This is a genomic window from Caballeronia sp. PC1 (assembly GCF_021353155.1).
Classification (GTDB): Bacteria; Pseudomonadota; Gammaproteobacteria; order Burkholderiales; family Burkholderiaceae; genus Caballeronia; species Caballeronia cordobensis.
This window is the reverse complement of sequence record NZ_JAJUBH010000002.1, coordinates 1430731-1447640: the sequence shown is the minus strand read 5'-3', so window position 1 is coordinate 1447640 and position 16910 is coordinate 1430731. Positions and strand designations below refer to the sequence as shown.

The 16910-nt window shown below is 63.0% G+C and carries 10 protein-coding genes; 2 read left to right on the top strand and 8 right to left on the bottom strand.

The annotated features are described in order from the left end of the window. Positions 1 to 37: 37 nt before the first annotated feature. The 5 genes from LY284_RS22680 to LY284_RS22660 form a co-directional block, all read right to left on the bottom strand. Positions 38 to 1117, bottom strand: coding sequence for a glycosyltransferase family 1 protein (locus LY284_RS22680; RefSeq protein WP_233388044.1), 1080 nt, complete (start codon positions 1115 to 1117; stop codon positions 38 to 40). A gap of 10 nt (positions 1118 to 1127) precedes the next feature. Then, the gene (locus LY284_RS22675) at positions 1128 to 2279 is read right to left on the bottom strand and encodes a glycosyltransferase (protein ID WP_045455903.1); all 1152 of its coding nucleotides are present in this window, start codon (positions 2277 to 2279) and stop codon (positions 1128 to 1130) included. Positions 2280 to 2798: 519 nt separating this feature from the next. Then, a complete protein-coding gene (locus tag LY284_RS22670; protein WP_148276142.1) occupies positions 2799 to 2987 on the bottom strand; it encodes a hypothetical protein in 189 nt (62 codons plus the stop codon). Between the two features lie 159 nt (positions 2988 to 3146). Beyond that, a complete protein-coding gene (locus tag LY284_RS22665; RefSeq protein WP_233388043.1) occupies positions 3147 to 4424 on the bottom strand; it encodes a flippase in 1278 nt (425 codons plus the stop codon). Between the two features lie 470 nt (positions 4425 to 4894). Then, entirely contained in the window at positions 4895 to 5980 is a 1086-nt protein-coding gene (locus tag LY284_RS22660; RefSeq protein WP_233388042.1) for a glycosyltransferase family 2 protein, read from the bottom strand. A gap of 646 nt (positions 5981 to 6626) precedes the next feature. Here LY284_RS22660 and LY284_RS22655 point away from each other — a divergent pair. After that, complete coding sequence (locus LY284_RS22655) at positions 6627 to 7751, top strand: sensor histidine kinase KdpD (protein WP_233388041.1); 1125 nt, start codon at positions 6627 to 6629, stop codon at positions 7749 to 7751. A 61-nt stretch (positions 7752 to 7812) separates the two neighbouring features. Further along, positions 7813 to 9180 (top strand): hemolysin family protein, encoded by a 1368-nt coding sequence (locus tag LY284_RS22650; protein ID WP_077158935.1) that lies wholly within the window; start codon positions 7813 to 7815, stop codon positions 9178 to 9180. A 662-nt stretch (positions 9181 to 9842) separates the two neighbouring features. Here the strand turns inward: LY284_RS22650 and treY are convergent. The 3 genes from treY to treZ are packed head-to-tail and all read right to left on the bottom strand — an operon-like array spanning position 9843 to position 16893. Then, entirely contained in the window at positions 9843 to 12791 is a 2949-nt protein-coding gene (gene treY, locus LY284_RS22645; RefSeq protein ID WP_233388040.1) for a malto-oligosyltrehalose synthase, read from the bottom strand. Continuing rightward, a complete protein-coding gene (gene malQ / locus LY284_RS22640) occupies positions 12788 to 15001 on the bottom strand; it encodes a 4-alpha-glucanotransferase (RefSeq protein WP_233388039.1) in 2214 nt (737 codons plus the stop codon). Before malQ ends, treY begins: the two co-directional genes overlap by 4 nt. Further along, positions 14998 to 16893, bottom strand: a complete 1896-nt coding sequence (gene treZ / locus LY284_RS22635) for a malto-oligosyltrehalose trehalohydrolase (RefSeq protein ID WP_233388038.1) — start codon at positions 16891 to 16893, stop codon at positions 14998 to 15000. The genes malQ and treZ overlap by 4 nt, the downstream gene beginning before the upstream one ends. Between the last annotated feature and the right edge of the window lie 17 nt (positions 16894 to 16910).

Here is a 16910-nt window from a genome sequence, read left to right as displayed (position 1 = left end):
TTCTGCGCCGGGCGCGGCTCAAATCGCCACGACGCAATCACGCCTTGTCGATGAATTGCATGAGCAGGCGCGCGCTTTCCGTCCAGCGGAAACGCTCGGCGTGCGCGAGGCCACGCCGTTTGAGATCCTCGCTCAGTTCCGGCGAATCGAGCAGCTGGCGCAACTTGCCCGAAATATCTTCCACCGAAAACGGGTCGCAATAGATCGATGCATCCCCGCACGTCTCGGGCAACGCCGCCGCGCGGCCGACGAGCGTCGGACAGCCGTTGCGCATCGCCTCCAGCGGCGGAATGCCGAAACCTTCGTAAATCGAAGGATAGAGGAAGCACGCGGCATGTTGATAGAGCGCTTTCAGTTTTTCATCACTGACGTAGCCCGCCTGCTTGATGTTAGGCGCGTTCGACAGATCGTGCGCCTTGCCGAAGATGGCGGCATTCTTCATACCGACGATCACGAGATCGATCGACGGATCGTTCAGGCGCATGAACGCTTCCACGAGGCGCTTGAAGTTTTTCGTCGGATTCATGCTGCTTACGGCGAGCACGTAGCGGTTCTTCGTGAGCCCGAGTTCATCGATTACCGTGGTATCCGGCGCGATGGGATCGAGATGGTCTGCGGCGAGCGGCACCACGCCGATGCGCTCCGCGGGCACGCCGACATGATGCGCGAGCCGGTCGCGCGAGAACACGGAGTTGGTCAGCACGCAACTCGACGTGCGCGCGAGAATCCAGAACATCACGTGATACCACGTGCGGAACTTCCACGAAAAATGCGCGGGCGTATCGAACACCGCGGCATCGTGCATATAGATGATCTGGTTCGGCCGGAAGATGGAACCCGAGTTCGAGAGATTCACGATGCGCGAGCGGCCGGCGAAGAGCGGCAACACGATCTGCTCCCAGAAGACACCCTTGCCGAAGCCGAGCTTCACGGTATCGACGCCTTGCACGGGATCGAGCCCGTCTTGCGGCGGCACCGCGAGCGTCACGTGCGCGCCTTGCGGCAACTTCACGAGCGCGGCGACGAGCTCTCTCGCGACGCGCTGCACGCCCGTGGTCTTCTGGCTCGTGAAGCGGCCGTTATAAACATACTTGCTGGTGGCGATGGAAGTATCCATGGGCAGGGCGTCAGAACTGTGAATCGGAGCTGGTTTCATACGAGGCCGCCTGGTTCGCGCCGAGTTCGCGCGCGGGCTTGTCGGAGCCGAACTGGTACATCAGGAGCCATTGGCGGAAGATCGCGTCCATCGAAAAGCGCTTGCTCGCCGATGCCCGCGCCGCCGCGCCCATGCGCGCACGCAATGCCGGCTCATCGCGCAGGATCGCGATGCACTTCTCCATTTCTTCCGCGCTCGATGCGACGAAGCCCGTCAGGCCGTGCTGCACGACATCGCGATTGCCGACGACATCCGTGACGACCGCGGGAATGCCCGCGACCTGCGCTTCGATCAGTGCGATGGGCATGCCTTCCCAACGCGATGTCTGCACATAGATATCGAGCTCCGAGGTCAATTCGAGCGCACGTTCGCGCGTGACCCAGCCGCTGCACGACACCGCGCCTTTCGGCGTTCCGGCGGGCAGCTCGTCCTCGCTGCCGCCGATCCACACGAAGCGAACGGAAGGGCCGTGCAACGCGGTGGCGAGCTTCACGAAGGCCTCATGATTCTTCTGGAACATTGCGCGTCCGCTCATGCCGATGACGAGTTCGCCGTCGCGCTTTTCGATGCGCGGCGGGATCTCCGTCACGTTCACGCCGTTCTCGATCATGCGGGCCTGCCGCGCATGCATCTTCGTTTCGATCTCGGCAAGCTCGCTTTTCGAGCATGCGACGATGGTGCCGCCAAGGCGCGCCGCGATGCGCTCGAAGCTCAGATAAGCGAACTGCTTGGCGGCCGACACGTCGCGGCGCAGAAAGGCCAGGCCATGCGGCGAATAGAACACGCGAGCACGCGGCGCCGCGATGCGCGCGGCGGCGCGTCCCAGCACGCCGGCCTTCGACGAATGGAGATGGATCACCGAAGGATCGCACTCCCTGAGCTTGCGGACCAGATCCCGAAGACCCGACAGGTCGTGCTTCACGCTGACTTCACGAACCATGTTCACATAGGTCAGCTTGACCGCCGGATGAAAGAGCTTCGAGAAGTCGTTGGGCGTTTCCTGCCGAATCGAATGAAGGATCGTTACGCCGACGCCAGCGGCCGCTGCGCGGTTCGATAGCTGGGTCAGCATGGAGAGCACACCGCCGCCAAAGGCTTCGGTGATATGGACGATCTCTTTCATATTGGACTCTTCGAATAGCGTCGTGCCGAGCGCCCGCGGCAATACGCAATGGAAGGGATGGTCTGGTCGTTATCAAGTAATTGGCGTGACACTTTTAAGTACGGCGTACGTATAGGATTTGGAGCAGCGCGGCTGCCCTTGAGGAAACCGCATACGGGCCGGGATGTGCGTGTCGCAGTACTAATCGAGCGCTCACGGGCGCTCGGGCGTACTCACGGGATCCGGCATAGCAATGCGCGTTCCTTGCGACGAGCGCAACGAACGGCCCCGACAAGCTCGAAAAACAAGCCTGGATTTACCTGGTGCGTACGCCTGAACGAGTCGAATTGACCGATACAGGCCCGGCTAGGCTGGTCTTGGTGAAGATTGTTCTGCGTCGCGCCGATGCTAAAGTGCTCGGGCCCGGTAAAAACGGCCTCTCTGCGGCACGACGTAAAGTGGGTCGGTCAATCGGTTTCGAGCGTTCCCAAGGCCGCGCCTTGGGGCAGTTTTCCCGCCGCGCGCTCGAAAGAAGGATCGTTACTGGGCAGGCGAATACGGATGTTCCGTGATCAATTCCGCGGCATTCTGCTGAGCAATGGCGGCTTCGCAAATCTCCAGAAGTATTTGCAGATCCTTGAGCGGGACCGCGACGGATTGCATGCGCAGGCTCTCGGCCTGATCCACTAGCTTCTGTACGTGTTCAATCGATGTTTCTTCTGTTTCCATCACACGGGCTCTCTTAATTAAACACTGTTCGTACCAATACGATATCGGCTCGAACTGCATGGGTCGGTTCGGTCAGTCACATACTTAAATGCAACTTTGTAGTAGAGCGCAAGTCGAACGCGCCAAATGCGACTTCGTGGTGCAAAGGCCGCTTGAGGCTTAAGTCGTCGTTTCTGAACCCGCGCCTTCCGCAATCGGGCGCTTCAAAAGCGGCACGCCTTGCAGATACAGCGTGAAGGCCATCGCCGCGGCAATGAATGTCTCTACGATCAGCACCGTGGCCGCCGCGCCCTGTTCGCCGAAGAGCTTCACAAGCACGGCGAGCGTGGCGAAGTTCACGACAGCGGATGCCATCAGCACGCGGCTGAATTGCGACCGCATGCCGAGCGGAAGCATCGTCTGAACACCGAAGAGATCGGAGAGCCCCGCCATCAACGGCACGAACGCCATCCATCGCAACACCTCTACGGTAGGCAAGAACTTCGGTCCATACAAGAGTTTTACAGCAAGCGGTGCGCCAAAGAAGATGCATAGCGAGATCAGCGACACGATCAAGCCCTGCACGACGAACATCTTGCGCAGGAATGCAAAGGCGTCGTCCTTGGCGTGATGCATGAGAAAGCTCACGCGTGGATAGGCCGCCGTCTTCAACGGTTGCAGCATATTCAGTGCCGCGCGGATCAGCTTGTCCGCCGCCGCGAAGTAACCTGCCGCAACGTTACCCGCCATGAATGTCAGCAGCACGATGTTGCTCGATGCATAGATATCGACGATGGATGTCGCGATGAAGACGCTCCAGCCGTCCTTCAGACGACCAACGATGGTCTTGAGCGACACGCGCACGAAGTCGAGCTCGCGCCGAAAGTACAAGTACGTGCAAATTGCGATACCCGATAGCAAGGGCACCAGCGCGTTGACCGCCATTGCCATATAGAGGTCGTCATGCTCGCGCACGAAGAGATACATCGCAGGAATGCTGAGCGCGCGTCCGATGAATACGAGCAGGCTCAATACGCCAAGATCTTCGACGCCCTGAAAATACCATGTCGGAATCAGCATTGCACCGACCGCCTGACCATAGCCGATCAACAGCAGAGTACGGTTCTCTTCGAGATAGGGCACCACGGACGTGAGCACGATCACCACGAGAAATCCCGCAAGCGCGAGCATGGCTTGCGTGAGGATGGTTTCCCAGAACACCTTGGAGCGCAGCTCGCGGTTCTCGCGATTGATCGAAATCTTCGGCGTGGCCGTGAGCGAAAAGCTGTAGTTCGTGAGGGAGATGAAATACGCGGTGAAGGCCAGGCCGAATGCCAGGCGTCCATATTCGCCCGGCCCGAGTACGCGCGCAAGCCACGGCACCGTCAGAAGCGGTGCAAGGTACGTGGATACCTGCAACGTCATCAGGATCGTGAAGTTCTTTCGGAATGAAGCCATTGAACGGTTTTCCCCGCTTTCGCGCAGCGTGATCTTTATGACTATGACGCAAGATTGCGAACCCTGCAGGTCCGCCGATTCGAGTGGGCCTTTGCCTGACAGCGCATGGAGCGGATAGTTTCGCTCGTGCGTTTCGCGGTCGGTGCGGCACGCGGCCAAAGAGGTCTGCGCGCCCATGCCTTGGCCTGGCCTCGGGTGCGCTTGAGTTGAACGGAATGCGCCGGTTCCGGACCATCGACGTCCATCCGGAGAATGCGCAAGCACTATAGCAAACGTTATTTAACAAAAGAAAAGGGTATTCGTCAGTGGGTTGGCCCACGCAAGGTCTCAAGAGAGACATGATCGTTCGATTGAAAACGACTCAAAGTGATGCTAGGCATCCACTTATCGTGAAGCTGACAGCGGCGCCATCTTTGAGCATTCTTTAGCGGTCATCCTTAAGCGCGGTCCTTGCCGCGCTCAAGCATTTCTTAGTCGCGGCTAACGCTTGCGTGTGAACGCGTGCTCGCTTTGCCGGATGCATGCGCGCGCGCTGTCGAGGGCGGGCGCAACTCCATTCCAAGCGCGCGCTTGACCATGCGCTTCGCCTGAAACCAGCGGCGATCGACGACAATCTTCCGGTGAAAGCGCAGTTCCTTCGGCGTATCGTTGCGGCCCGCGGCGAAGCGGCGATAGCGCGCGGCAGTGGCTTCGATCGTGCGCATCGATTGAGCGAATGCGGGCGTATCCACGCGCGCGGCCTGATGACACGCATATGAGAAAACCTTGTGAAACATCGCGAGCCAGAAGGGGTCCAGCGCGTCGCCGTTGCAGCGCTCCATCGTTTCCTCCGCGCAGGTGGCAAGCGATGTCACCGTGTTCGGCGTGGCCCTGGTCGTGATGCTGCCCGCGCGGCGCCGATAGAAATAGAGATCGTCGGCAAGACGGAAGAGCGATGTCGCCCGCGCGTAGACGAGCGGAATCGCGGCGGCGTCTTCGTAGACGCGGCCCGTCGGAAACTCGATGCCGTTCCATAGCTCCCGCTTGTAGACGCGTGCGACGGGAAACACCTGGTACACGCGCGCGAAGTCGAGCAGCGCGTCGAGGTTGCACGCGCGATGACCGACCGTCGCCGGATCGATCAGCGTGACCTTGTCGATTACCTTGCCGTCCGAATCGATGATGCCTACGTTGAACTCGATGATGTCCGCCGTGGCGGCGTCGAGAAGCGGCATGATCTTCGCGGTGAAGTCCGCGGACCAGACGTCGTCCGAGTCGAGAAAGCCGATATACGGCGACGTTGCTTCGGCGATCGCACGATTGCGCGCGGCGGAGACACCACGGTTTTCCTGATGGATCACACGCATATTCGGCGCGCGCCCGCTGCGCTGAACCTCGAGTATGCGTTCGAGCGTGAGATCGGTCGAGCCGTCGTCGATGACGATCAGCTCGATTTCATCGGCGCGCGGCTGCGAGAGCGCGGATTCAAGCGATGCGGCGATGAAATGCTCGACGTTGTAGGCAGGAATGATTACCGAGAGCAAGGTTTCAGGGTTGCCATGATGGGCATGAGTCATAGAGCGGATGTCAACCGTAGAGTTTGATTTGAAAGCCACCGTGGCCGAGACCGGCTCAAAGCGCGCGCCGGCCGTCCAATGCGCTAACTCCGAATTGGAATGCCCGAATCGAAAAAGCGAATCGAGAAAGCTATAGGCAGCGTCGAGCCGGAAAGCTTCGGCTCGGCGCATGAATGTCGGATCGCGGCGCTATTCTGGGAGATCGCGCCGAGGAAGTCGTTGTCAACAGAAAAATAAAATCGGCGGCGCGCTTCGGGTTGAAAATTCTCATTGCGACGAATGAGGCCGCGCGTGCCCCATCTATTTAAAAGCAAATCGAATTCCCGCGTCTCTACCTGTCGTGTAAAAAAGGTAACTGAATTTATTTTGTTTGCGACCGCAATTCCTTAAACCGAATTAATAGTAATCCGATCCTTTCCTGGCGAGGTCGCGAATCCTGGGCCGCTCGTGCACGTGAATTGCTTGGCGGTCGTGGGGCAGAGCGTGCCGTGCCATTGCCGCATGCGTCGTAGGCGCTCACATATAATGAGCTGCAAAGGTTCCTTTGCGAGGCGTATTCTTCAGGGCATACGCGCGGTTCAGTCCAGTGCGTCCGGCTTCCCGTGACATCGAAACTCAACACCGTTATACGCAAGGATCCATGACCGTGACAACGTCTTTTTCGAGTACGGTCGAGCCCGAAGGCGACAAGTCCTTCGATGCGGCCGTCGCAGGAAACGACGGCGTGCTGGTGCTCGACAGCGCTCAGCGCTGCCTCTCGGCCGACGCCGTTCTCGCTCATCTCTTCGATCTCGATCCCGCCGCCCTCGATGGCCGCGCGCTCGCCGAAACGCCCTTGCCCCGGCCGCTCACCGCCGTGCTCGCCGAGGCCGCGGATGCCGCGCTCGCGGGCAACGGCACGCGCCGCGCGCACGTGACGATCGGCGCTGGCGAAGCGACACGCGCCTTCTCGATCATCGCGCTGCCGGGCCCCGATTGCGTCACGCTGATCGTCTCGCCTTCCGCAGGCGCGCCGGACGGGCAGAACGGCGTCGCGGACCGCATCGCGCATCTGCGTGCCGAGGCCGCGCTCTTCATGCGCGATCACGTGTTGTCGGTCGTATCGCACGATTTGCGCGGCCCGTTGAACGCGATCCACAGCTGGGGCTACGTGCTCGAACGCAAGGTCGACGCCAACGATCCCGCTGCGCAGCGCGCGCTCGTGGGCATCCGCTCGGGCGTCGAGCAGCAGGTGAAGCTGATCGAGCAATCCGTCGATACGACGCGCGCGGAAACGAAGGCGTTGTCGGTCGCGATCGCGCCGGTCGCGCTGCGGCCGCTACTGGAGAAAGCGGCGGCGCTCGCGCGCGCCGGTGTCGCGAGCGCGCGCGGCGTGAACATCGAGATCGATTCGCCGCTGGCGGAAGAACAGCTCGAAGGCGATGCCGAGCGTCTGTTGCAGGCGCTCTGGCTGATGCTCGCATTCGCCGCCGAAGCGAGCCCGGCCGGCGCGACGGTTCATGCGTCGAGCAATATCGAAGGCAGCATGTGGCGCACGGACGTGCGTTTCACGGCATCGGCGCAAGCGTTGAACGACGCGTCGTCGCCGCATGTGCTCGAAGCCTTCGCGCGGCGTCAGGCGCTGGAGCCGCGCGAAGGCGGGCGCATCGCGTGGGGCCTCGCGCTGGCGAAACGCGTGTCCGAGGCGCACGGCGGCGCGTTCGAGCACAGCGATATCGCGGACAATGCGGAGGTCACGTTGTCGGTGCGCGTACCGGTCGCGGGGATGTAAATTGACTTTCGAAGACCTGTCGCCCATATACTGACGCTTTCCATATCCGAAGAGAGTTGCTTTGGCTCAGGTCGTCGCGCTGATCGGCGCATTGTTGCTTGTCGCGTTGAATGGTTTTTTCGTCGCGGCGGAGTTCGGGCTCGTCAAGCTGCGGCCCACGCGCGTCAAGGCGATCGCGCGCACCAACGGCCTGCCGGGCCGTCTGCTTGCGAAGGTGCACGGGCAGCTCGATGCTTATCTGTCCGCTTGTCAGCTCGGCATCACGCTGGCTTCGCTGGGGCTGGGCTGGATCGGCGAGCCGGCTTTCGCCACGCTGCTGCATCCGCTGTTTGCGCTGCTCGGCGTCGAGTCGGAAAAGCTCATCGATTCGATCTCGCTGTTCTTTGCCTTCTCGGTTATTTCGTTTCTGCATATCGTCGTCGGCGAACTCGCGCCGAAGTCGTGGGCCATCCGCCGTTCGGAGCAGGTCGGGCTTTGGCTTGCGATGCCGCTGTATGGCTTTTACTGGCTGATGTATCCGTTCATCTGGGTGCTGAACTCGAGCGCGAATTTCGTGCTGCGTCTTTTCGGCATGTCGGGGGAGCACGGTCACGACGCGCATTACTCCACCGACGAGCTCAAGCTCATTCTGCGCGGGCGTCGTCATGGCGGCGCGTCGTCGTATAACGAGGACGAGTGGAACACGATTGCGCATTCGCTCGACTTCAGTCGCATGACGGTGTCGGATTTAATGCGTCCGGCGCATGAGTTGGTCGGCCTGCGCAATGATCTTCCGATGCGCGATAACCTCGCCGTGATTTCGCGGCATCGTTTCTCGCGCTATCCGCTTTTCGCCGATGCGTCGGGCGAGCGCGTCATCGGCATGATCCATTTGAAGGACTTGCTGCTCGCGGGCGATGGCGGCGGACGCGGTTTCAACTTCAGCTTTTCGAAGGATGCGGCTGCCGAGAAGCTCGACAAGCTGTCGCGCCATGTCCGGCCGGTGCAATACGTGGCGCCGAATCTTTCGGCGCTCGAACTGTTTCGACGTTTTCGCAAGGGCGCGCCGCATCTGGCGATCGTCGGGCGCAAGGGGGCGAAGCCGATTGGCTTCATTACGCTCGATAACCTGCTTGGCGCGCTGGTTGGGCAGATTCACGACGAATTCCGTCAGGGCGATGCGGACTGGTCGCGCATGGACGATGGCACGTTGATGGGCAAGGGCAGCTTGCCGGTGGTGTCGCTGGAGCGGGCGCTGGGCATCGATATCGATGAAGGACGCGCGGAATCGGTCGGGGGGCTCGTGATCAATGCGCTCGGTGATTTGCCCACTGAAGGGCAGCGGGTTGAGTTTGATCGGTTCGATATTGTGGTTAAGAAGATGAAGGGGCCTAGGATCGTTTTGGTGCGGGTTTATCCACGGGAAGAGGCGCTTGAGGAAGCTGAGTGACCTTTTTTTTCGAGGAACTTGTTTTCGTGTTGGTCTATTAGCACTGCCCCTCCCCGGGGCGGGGGTAACTTTCTTTGCTGCTGCAAAGAAAGTCACCAAAGAAAGCAGCTTTGTCACCGCCCGCGGTCACACGCAGTTTGGCCATTTTTCTCCTCGGGGAACGGCCCTCGCCTAAAGAGTGCCCTCACAAACCCAACCGGGCTTGGATCGCGCACGGTCTGACAAACCAGTGCGCGAAGCGCGCTGGTTCAGCACGAAATAGCACCGGCACAGCGCTGCGCGCTGCCGTGGGGTATGCAAGGGAAACCAACGGAAGGCGAGCGCGCACGCATACCCGATTGACCCATCGGCCGCGAAGCGGGCCGGAGCTTGAAATGGCTGTACCAAGAAATTAAGTGGCGCGATGTGACGGACCGTGCGCGATCCAAGCCCGATTGGACCTATAGGGGCACTCTTTAGGCGAGGGCCGTTCCCCGAGGAGAAAAGTGGCCAAACTGCGTATGACCGCGGGCGGTGAGAAAGCTGCTTTCTTTGGTGACTTTCTTTGCAGCAGCAAAGAAAGTTACCCCCGCCCCGGGGAGGGGCAGTGCTAATAGACCAACACCAAAGCAAGTTCCACAAAAACAAAAACCAGAAAACCAAAACCAAAAAAACCAAAAACCTCAAGGCCGAGGAACCCCTTCCTCCACCAACACCGCCACCGGCATAACCCCCAAAGCATCCCGCAAGAACAACTTTTCCCCTTCCGCCTTAGGCGCATTAGGACTAAGCCAATCAAACAACGCCCGCGAGTGCAGCGCCTCTGGCAGAACAACAGCCGTATCCCCCCAACGCTCAGCCTCGACAAGCGGAAGGTCGCGCCCATCGACCAACAACCCCCCCGCAAGCCGCGTAGCGATAACAATAGCAAACGCACTCCCCGCATGCCGCGCAAAAGCAATCACATGCCCCGCGCGCTCGCCGCGCACCTCCAGCGGCACATACTCGCCCTGCGCAAACAACGACTCGCAATGCTTGCGCAAAGCCAGAGCGCGCCGAACGATCGCGAGCTTCACGCGCCCATCGCGCCAATTGGATAACTGCTCCGAAGGCGGCCCTTTCTCTTCGATTTCCGCCAGCCACGCACTGCGCAATTCATAATCGACAGGCCTGCGATTGTCCGGATCGACGAGACTGAAGTCCCACAACTCGGTGCCCTGATAAAGATCCGGCACGCCCGGCGACGTGAGCCGCAAGAGCGTCTGCTGAAACGAATTGATCGCGCCGAGCGGCCCGATACGCGTCACGAAATCCGATAACGCCTGCAGGAAGCCATTGCGCCGCTGCGGCGCGACGATATCGAACAGGAAGTCCTTGCACGTGGTCTCATACGCTTCATCGGGCGCAAACCAGCTCGTGCGCTGCTTCGCCTCGCGCAGCGCTTTCAACTGCCACTGCGCCACGCGCTCGGCGAGCGCGTGAACGCCCGCTTCGTCGTCGGGGGCGAGGGTCGTCGGCCAGCAACCGACGAGCATCTGATAAAGCATCGCTTCGGCGGCCGGACCGGGCGCCCATGCGCTGCTGTCGCTCGTCTCGTCGTGGCCGCCGCCCGGTCCACGTCGCAAGGGCGTGTTCAACGTGGACCAGTGTTTGAGCGTCGCCGACCATTCGTCCGGAATTTCACTCAACGCCGCGATGCGCGCGCGCACATCTTCGCCGCGCTTGTGATCGTGCGTCGCGGTGCAGAGCATCGCGTGCGGGAAGGTCTCGAAACGCTCGCGATTGCACTGGTGAAACGCATCGACGGATAAAGAGAACTCGCCCGGGTCCGCACCGACTTCGTTGCGCGACACGAGCCGTCCATAGCGATAACACGCCGTATCCTCGACGGCCTTCGCCGCCACCGGAGACGTCAGTTGTGAAAACAGCGTCTGCGCCGCGCGGCGCTGCGAACCGCTCGACGCCGCCGCGTTCTGGCCCGCCTGCGCCTGATTGCGGTCGCGCTCCCGGTTGCGCTCCGCCGCGCGATCGCGGCTCCGCTCGCCACGCTCGTTGCGTTCGCTGCGCTCGCTGCGTTCGGGTTGCGGCGCTTCGTCGGGCAGCTTGCCGCCGAGCCACTGCGCGACCTGATCGAGCACGAGATGATCCGCGCGCGCGAGCGCCGCCCGCGCGCCTTCGAGCGCCTGCGCAAAGAAGCGCTCGTCCTCGGGGCTGCGCACGCCGCCCACCGGATAGATGCGATACACGGGAAACTGCACGACGAGCTCCGCGACCACGCGACGGATCGACGTGAACGTGAAATCGCGCGTGCTCTGCGCGTCGCGGGCGATGCGATGCAGCGCGCGCGTGACGCGATCCAGTTCCGCCGCGAGGTTCTCAGCGAGTATCTTGCGGCGCGCGGCGAGCGCTTCGTCGGCGAACGAGGCGCTCCTGCCCGTTATCTCCGCCCACAGCGCGGCGAGGGGCGCAGCGCCCGCCGGATCGTGCAGCAGCGCGCCGACGTCGTTCATGAAGTCGTAGCCGGTCGTGCCGTCCACCTGCCAGTCGCGACGCAACGGCTCGCCTCGGGCGAGTATCTTTTCGACAACGAAATACGTGTGCCCATTGCCGTGCCGCAACGCCTCGGGCCGCTCCGCCGACAGCTCTTCGAGCCGCGCGCGCAGACGCTGGCAATATTCGCGCGGCTCGGCGAGACCATCGACGTGATCGACGCGCACGCCATCGACCAGCCCTTCGCTGAAAAGCCTGAAGATGAGCGCATGCGATGCCTCGAACACCTCGGGCCGCTCGACGCGCACGCCGCCGAGCGTGCTCACGTCGAAGAAGCGCCGCCAGTTCACTTCGTCCGCGGCCGTGCGCCACCACGCAAGCCGGTAATGCTGCCGTTCCAGCAGGCGATGCAGCCGGTCGCGGCCCGCCGGCGTCTGCGGCGAATGCGCGGCGAGGATGGCTTCGATCGCGGCCTGGCCGCCCTCGGTCTTCGCGATCGTGACGAGCGCGGTGCGGGCATCGGCGGCGCGCGGTTGATCGGCGGGCTGCGTCGTCAGGCCGACGAAGCGCTGCGCGAGCTCGGGCGCTTCCTGAAACACGGCGGGGTAATCGACCGGGCAGACCGGAAACACGTTCGAGTAATACTCGATCACGAAGCGCCCTTCGTCCGCGCGATAGGCGAGCCGGATCTTGCCGCCTTGCAGCTCGTCGCCATAAGACGCGCCGAGAAACGGCGCGAGCACCTTGCCGCGCAGCGCGGGATCGGGCGAATGCCAGTCCACGTCGAAAAAACGCGCATGCGCGGCGTGACGTCCCCATTCGAGGATGTCCTGCCACCACGCGTTCTCGGCGCCGCCCACGCCCATGTGATTCGGCACGATATCGACGATCAGGCCCATCTCGTGCGCGCGCAGCTTTTCGACGAAGCGCCGCAGGCCGTCCTCGCCGCCCAGTTCCGGATTGACCCGCGTGTGATCGACGACGTCGTAGCCGTGCGTGGAGCCGGCGGTCGCGGTCGTGATCGGCGACACATACGCGTGGCTCACGCCGAGCCGCGCGAAGTAGTCCACGCGCGCGGCGGCATCGTCGAACGTGAAGTCTTTGTGAAGCTGCAGCCTGAGCGTTGAACGCGGTACGGTCATGGTGTTTCGGAGTTCGATGTAGGTTCGTTCGGTTGCCCGGCGCGCCTGCGCGCGGTATCGACGGCAAGCAGGCGGTCGGCGAAGGCGTCGTCGAGGAACAGTTCGTCGACCGGCCGGGCCAGGCGCCTTCGCCAGTTCGGATGCTCGTCGATCGAGCCGGGCAGATTCGGCTGCTCCGCAAGCGCAAGCAGGTCTTCGAGCGGATACGTGACGAGCGGCGCGGGCGTAGCGGCGACGAAGGCGAGCGCTTCATCGACGGGCGCGTTGCCGGTATCGGGCGCACTCACGTCGTCTGGCGCCACGCCCGCGTCCTGGAACGCGCGCCACAAGTGTTCGCGATCCTCGCCGCGTTCTTCCAGCGCCGCTTCCACGGCATCGCGGCCATCGGCGCGCGCCATCGTCTGGCCGATCTTCGAGCGCCACACGATGTCCTCGCCGCGCCACCATCCGGTGACGGTCGGCAGGTCGTGCGTGGTGGTCGTCGCCGTGACGCCGGTGTCCCATTCGCGCGGCGGCTTGAAACCCGGCCCGTCCACTTCGCGTTCGAACCAGAGCACCCGAATGCCCAGCAAGCCGTGCTCCTGCAAGCGCTCCGTAAAGCCCGGCGGCACGGTGCCGAGATCTTCGCCGACCACGATCGCCCGATGCCGCCACGATTCGAGCGCAATCAGCCGCAACATGTCGTCGAGCGGATAACGCAGATACGCACCGTCTTTCGCGCTTTCGCCTTCGGGCACGAGCCACAGACGCCGCAGGCCGAGGATGTGATCGATGCGAATGCCGCCCGCGCACTTGAACGCGCAGCGCAGCATGTCGATGAAGGCCGCGAAGCCTTGCGTGCGCATCGCGCGCGGCGAGAACGTCGTGAGGCCCCACGATTGCCCGGCCTGATTGAAGAGATCGGGCGGCGCGCCGACGGACACGCCCGTCAGCATCTCATCGCGATACGACCATGCATGACTGCCCGCGCTGTCGCACCCGACCGCGAGATCGGCGACCAGGCCGACCGCCATGCCCGCGTCGCGCGCGGCGTGCTGCGCGTGCATGAGCCCCTTGGCGGCGAGCCATTGCGTGAAGAGATAGAAATCGACCTCGCGGCGGTTCGCGGCGGCGAATTCGGTGACCGCGTCGCTGCGCGGATCCCGCAAGGCGTCGGGCCAGTTGCGCCAGTGGCCTTCGCCGTTTTCCGCGATCTGCGCGGCCTGCAGCGCCTCGAAGCGTGCGTGGTCTTCGAGCGGACGTCCGCCTTCTTCGACGAACGCGGCGAAATCCTTCGCGAAGGGCGAATCGCGGTCTTGCGAGAACGGTTCGAAGAGCGCGCGCAGCACCGCGAGACGCGCTTTCGACGCGCGCGGCCAGTCGATCAGCGTCAGGCCTTCGAGTTCGGCGAGATCGGCGGCGACCCCGGTCTTCTCGATCGCCGCGCGCGCGGCCGGCGCGCCGAGCACGGCGGCGGGATCGACATGCGCGATATTCAGGAACAGCCGCGACGACGGCGAATACGGGCTGAACTTGTTCGGCTCGGCGCTGAACATCGCGTGCATCGGGCTGATGGCGACGGCATGCCCGCCGCGCTTCGCCGTCTGCGTCGCGAGCGTGGCAAGTGCGGTGAAATCGCCGATGCCGCCATCGCCGTTGCGACGCAGACCGTAGACCTGCGCCGCGATGCCCCAGAGCGGCGGGGCGTCGGCATCGGCGTTGTCTTCGCTCAGGGAGCGCCATGCATCGTCGATGGTGAAGCAGCGCGCGGGCGCAACCGCGAGCGTCGTGCGATGGTCGTTGATGACGAGCGTGTGATAGCCCGGCTCCGCGATCGGCGAGAGCAGCGCGATCTCGCCTTTCGGCGACGTGAAGCGCCCGTCGATCACTTCGCCGCTTTCGAGTTCGATGCGATAGCGTGCGCCTTGCTTGGCCGCCGACACCGGCAGCGCAATGCCGCGATCCACTTCCGCGGTGATGAGCGGCGGCAGCTTGCGGCCGCTCATTTCGGCATCGACGGCGGACATGCTCTGCCGGATCTGCGTGGCGTTGGCGCACGGCAGGCCAAGCTTGTCGAGCAGAATGCGCAGCGTCGTTTCCGGCACGCGCTGCATGATCTTGTGCGCGTCCTGCCATTCGATCTCGAAGCCCGCGCGCGCCGCGAGCGCCTCGATGCTGCTGACGGGCCGCGCGGCGTGAGCGTCGTCCTTCTTGCTGGCGGCGGCGCTCACGAGGCTTTCCCTTCGGCCGATGCCGGTTCGAAGCGGCGCGCGTCGTGCGCGAGCGCATAGTCGTTCACGTCGCCGGTGAGCCACGCGAGCAAGGTGCGGCCGCCGAGTTCGCCGCGGCTTGCCGTGTCCTGCGCGCGCGCCGGCGTCTCGAAGATGATCTTGCCCGGCGGCGTGTCGTCGAGCGCGAGGGCCGCATCGCCGAGATTGAGCGCGATGGAGAGCGTTTCGCCGTCGCCGAGCTTCCAGCGCGCGATGAGCGCCTTGTCGCCGAGCACGTGCGTGCCGAGCGCTTTCGCGCCCTTCAGACGCGGCGTGATGAGTTTCGCGCGCACCGTCAGCGCCGACCGGTAGAAGTGCAGCCATGCGAGCCGATCCGCGTCCTGCTGGTCGCTGATCTTGGGCGAGGACATCTCGAACGTCTTCTTGTCGTTCGGATCGGGAATGTGCGCGCGGCGCTTTTCGTCGGTGAACGCGGAGAACTTCGCGAACTCCTTGCGACGGCCTTCGCGCACCGCATCGGCGAGCTGATCGTGATAGTCGGTGAAGAAGAGAAACGGCTGCTTCGAGCCGTATTGTTCTTCCATGAAAAGCAGCGGAATCTGCGGCGAAAGAAGCAGCAGACCGGTCGCGGCGTAGAGCGCTTCGTCGTCGGTCAGCGAGCGCAGGCGATCGCCCATCGCGCGGTTGCCGACCTGATCGTGATTCTGCAGGAACATCACGAAGCGCGTCGGGGGCAGATGCGCGCTTTTCTCGCCGCGCGGCTTGCCCTCGTGGATCGGCGACGGATCGCCCTGATACGCGAAGCCTTCTTTCAGAATGCGCGCGAGCTTCTCGATGGGTTTGTCGCAATACGCGCCGTAGTAGCTCTCGTCTTCGCCCGTCAGGAGGACGTGCAGCGTGTTGTGCGCGTCGTCGTTCCATTGCGCGTCGAAATGGGTCTCCAGCAGATTTGCCGTGTTGTGCTCGTTCTCCAGCACGAGATGCACGTGACGGCTCGCCTCGACGGAACTACGCACGCGATGCGCGAGTTCGCGCAGCCATTCGTCGTCGTTGATCGCGTGCACCGCGTCGAGGCGCAGGCCATCGAAACGATATTCGTTGAGCCAGTAAAGCGCATTGTCGAAGAACAAATCGCGCACTTGCGGACGCTCGAAGTCGATCGCCGGGCCCCACGGCGTATGCACGCCTTCGCGGAAAAACGGCTTCGCGTAAGCATGCAGATAGTTGCCGTCCGGCCCGAAATGGTTGTAGACGACATCGAGAAACACCATCAGGCCGAGACCGTGCGCGGTATCGACGAGCTGTTTCAGTTCTTCCGGACGGCCATACGACGAGTCGGGCGCGTAGGGCAGCACGCCGTCGTAGCCCCAGTTGCGCGTGCCGGAAAAATCGTTGAGCGGCATCAGTTCGATGGCGGTCACGCCGAGTTGCGCGAGTTCGGCGAGGCGCGCGGTCACGCCCGCATAGCCGCCCATCGCGCCGACGTGCAGTTCGTACAGCACGGTTTCTTCCCACGGCCGGCCGTGCCAGTTGGTATGCATCCAGCGATACGCGCGCGGGTCGATGACTTCGCTCGGGCCGTGCACGTCCTGCGGCTGAAAGCGCGAGGCCGGGTCGGGCACCGCGAGATGTTCGTCGAGGCGGTAACGGTAGAGCGTGCCCGCGCCGCCATCGGCTTCGGCTTCGAACCAGCCGTCGCCGGTCGCTTCCATGTCGACGAGTTCGGGCGCGCCGCCCGCGCGCTCGATCTCCACTTGCACGGATTCGCGCGATGGCGCCCAGAAGCGGAAGCGCGTGCGCGGATTCTCGCGCACGGCGCCCGTCAGATGAGCGCCGAAAGGAAGGCAATACGCATGATGATGCTTGTGCGGATCGATCGGACGTTCGGACATGATTTCCTGCCTCAATG

Excerpts from the sequence above, each read along its gene's own strand:
- LY284_RS22680 (WP_233388044.1), bottom strand. The coding sequence starts at position 1,117 with ATGGATACTTCCATCGCCACCAGCAAGTATGTTTATAACGGCCGCTTC.
- LY284_RS22675 (WP_045455903.1), bottom strand. The coding sequence starts at position 2,279 with ATGAAAGAGATCGTCCATATCACCGAAGCCTTTGGCGGCGGTGTGCTC.
- LY284_RS22670 (WP_148276142.1), bottom strand. The coding sequence starts at position 2,987 with ATGGAAACAGAAGAAACATCGATTGAACACGTACAGAAGCTAGTGGAT.
- LY284_RS22665 (WP_233388043.1), bottom strand. The coding sequence starts at position 4,424 with ATGGCTTCATTCCGAAAGAACTTCACGATCCTGATGACGTTGCAGGTA.
- LY284_RS22660 (WP_233388042.1), bottom strand. The coding sequence starts at position 5,980 with ATGACTCATGCCCATCATGGCAACCCTGAAACCTTGCTCTCGGTAATC.
- treY (WP_233388040.1), bottom strand. The coding sequence starts at position 12,791 with ATGACCGTACCGCGTTCAACGCTCAGGCTGCAGCTTCACAAAGACTTC.
- treZ (WP_233388038.1), bottom strand. The coding sequence starts at position 16,893 with ATGTCCGAACGTCCGATCGATCCGCACAAGCATCATCATGCGTATTGC.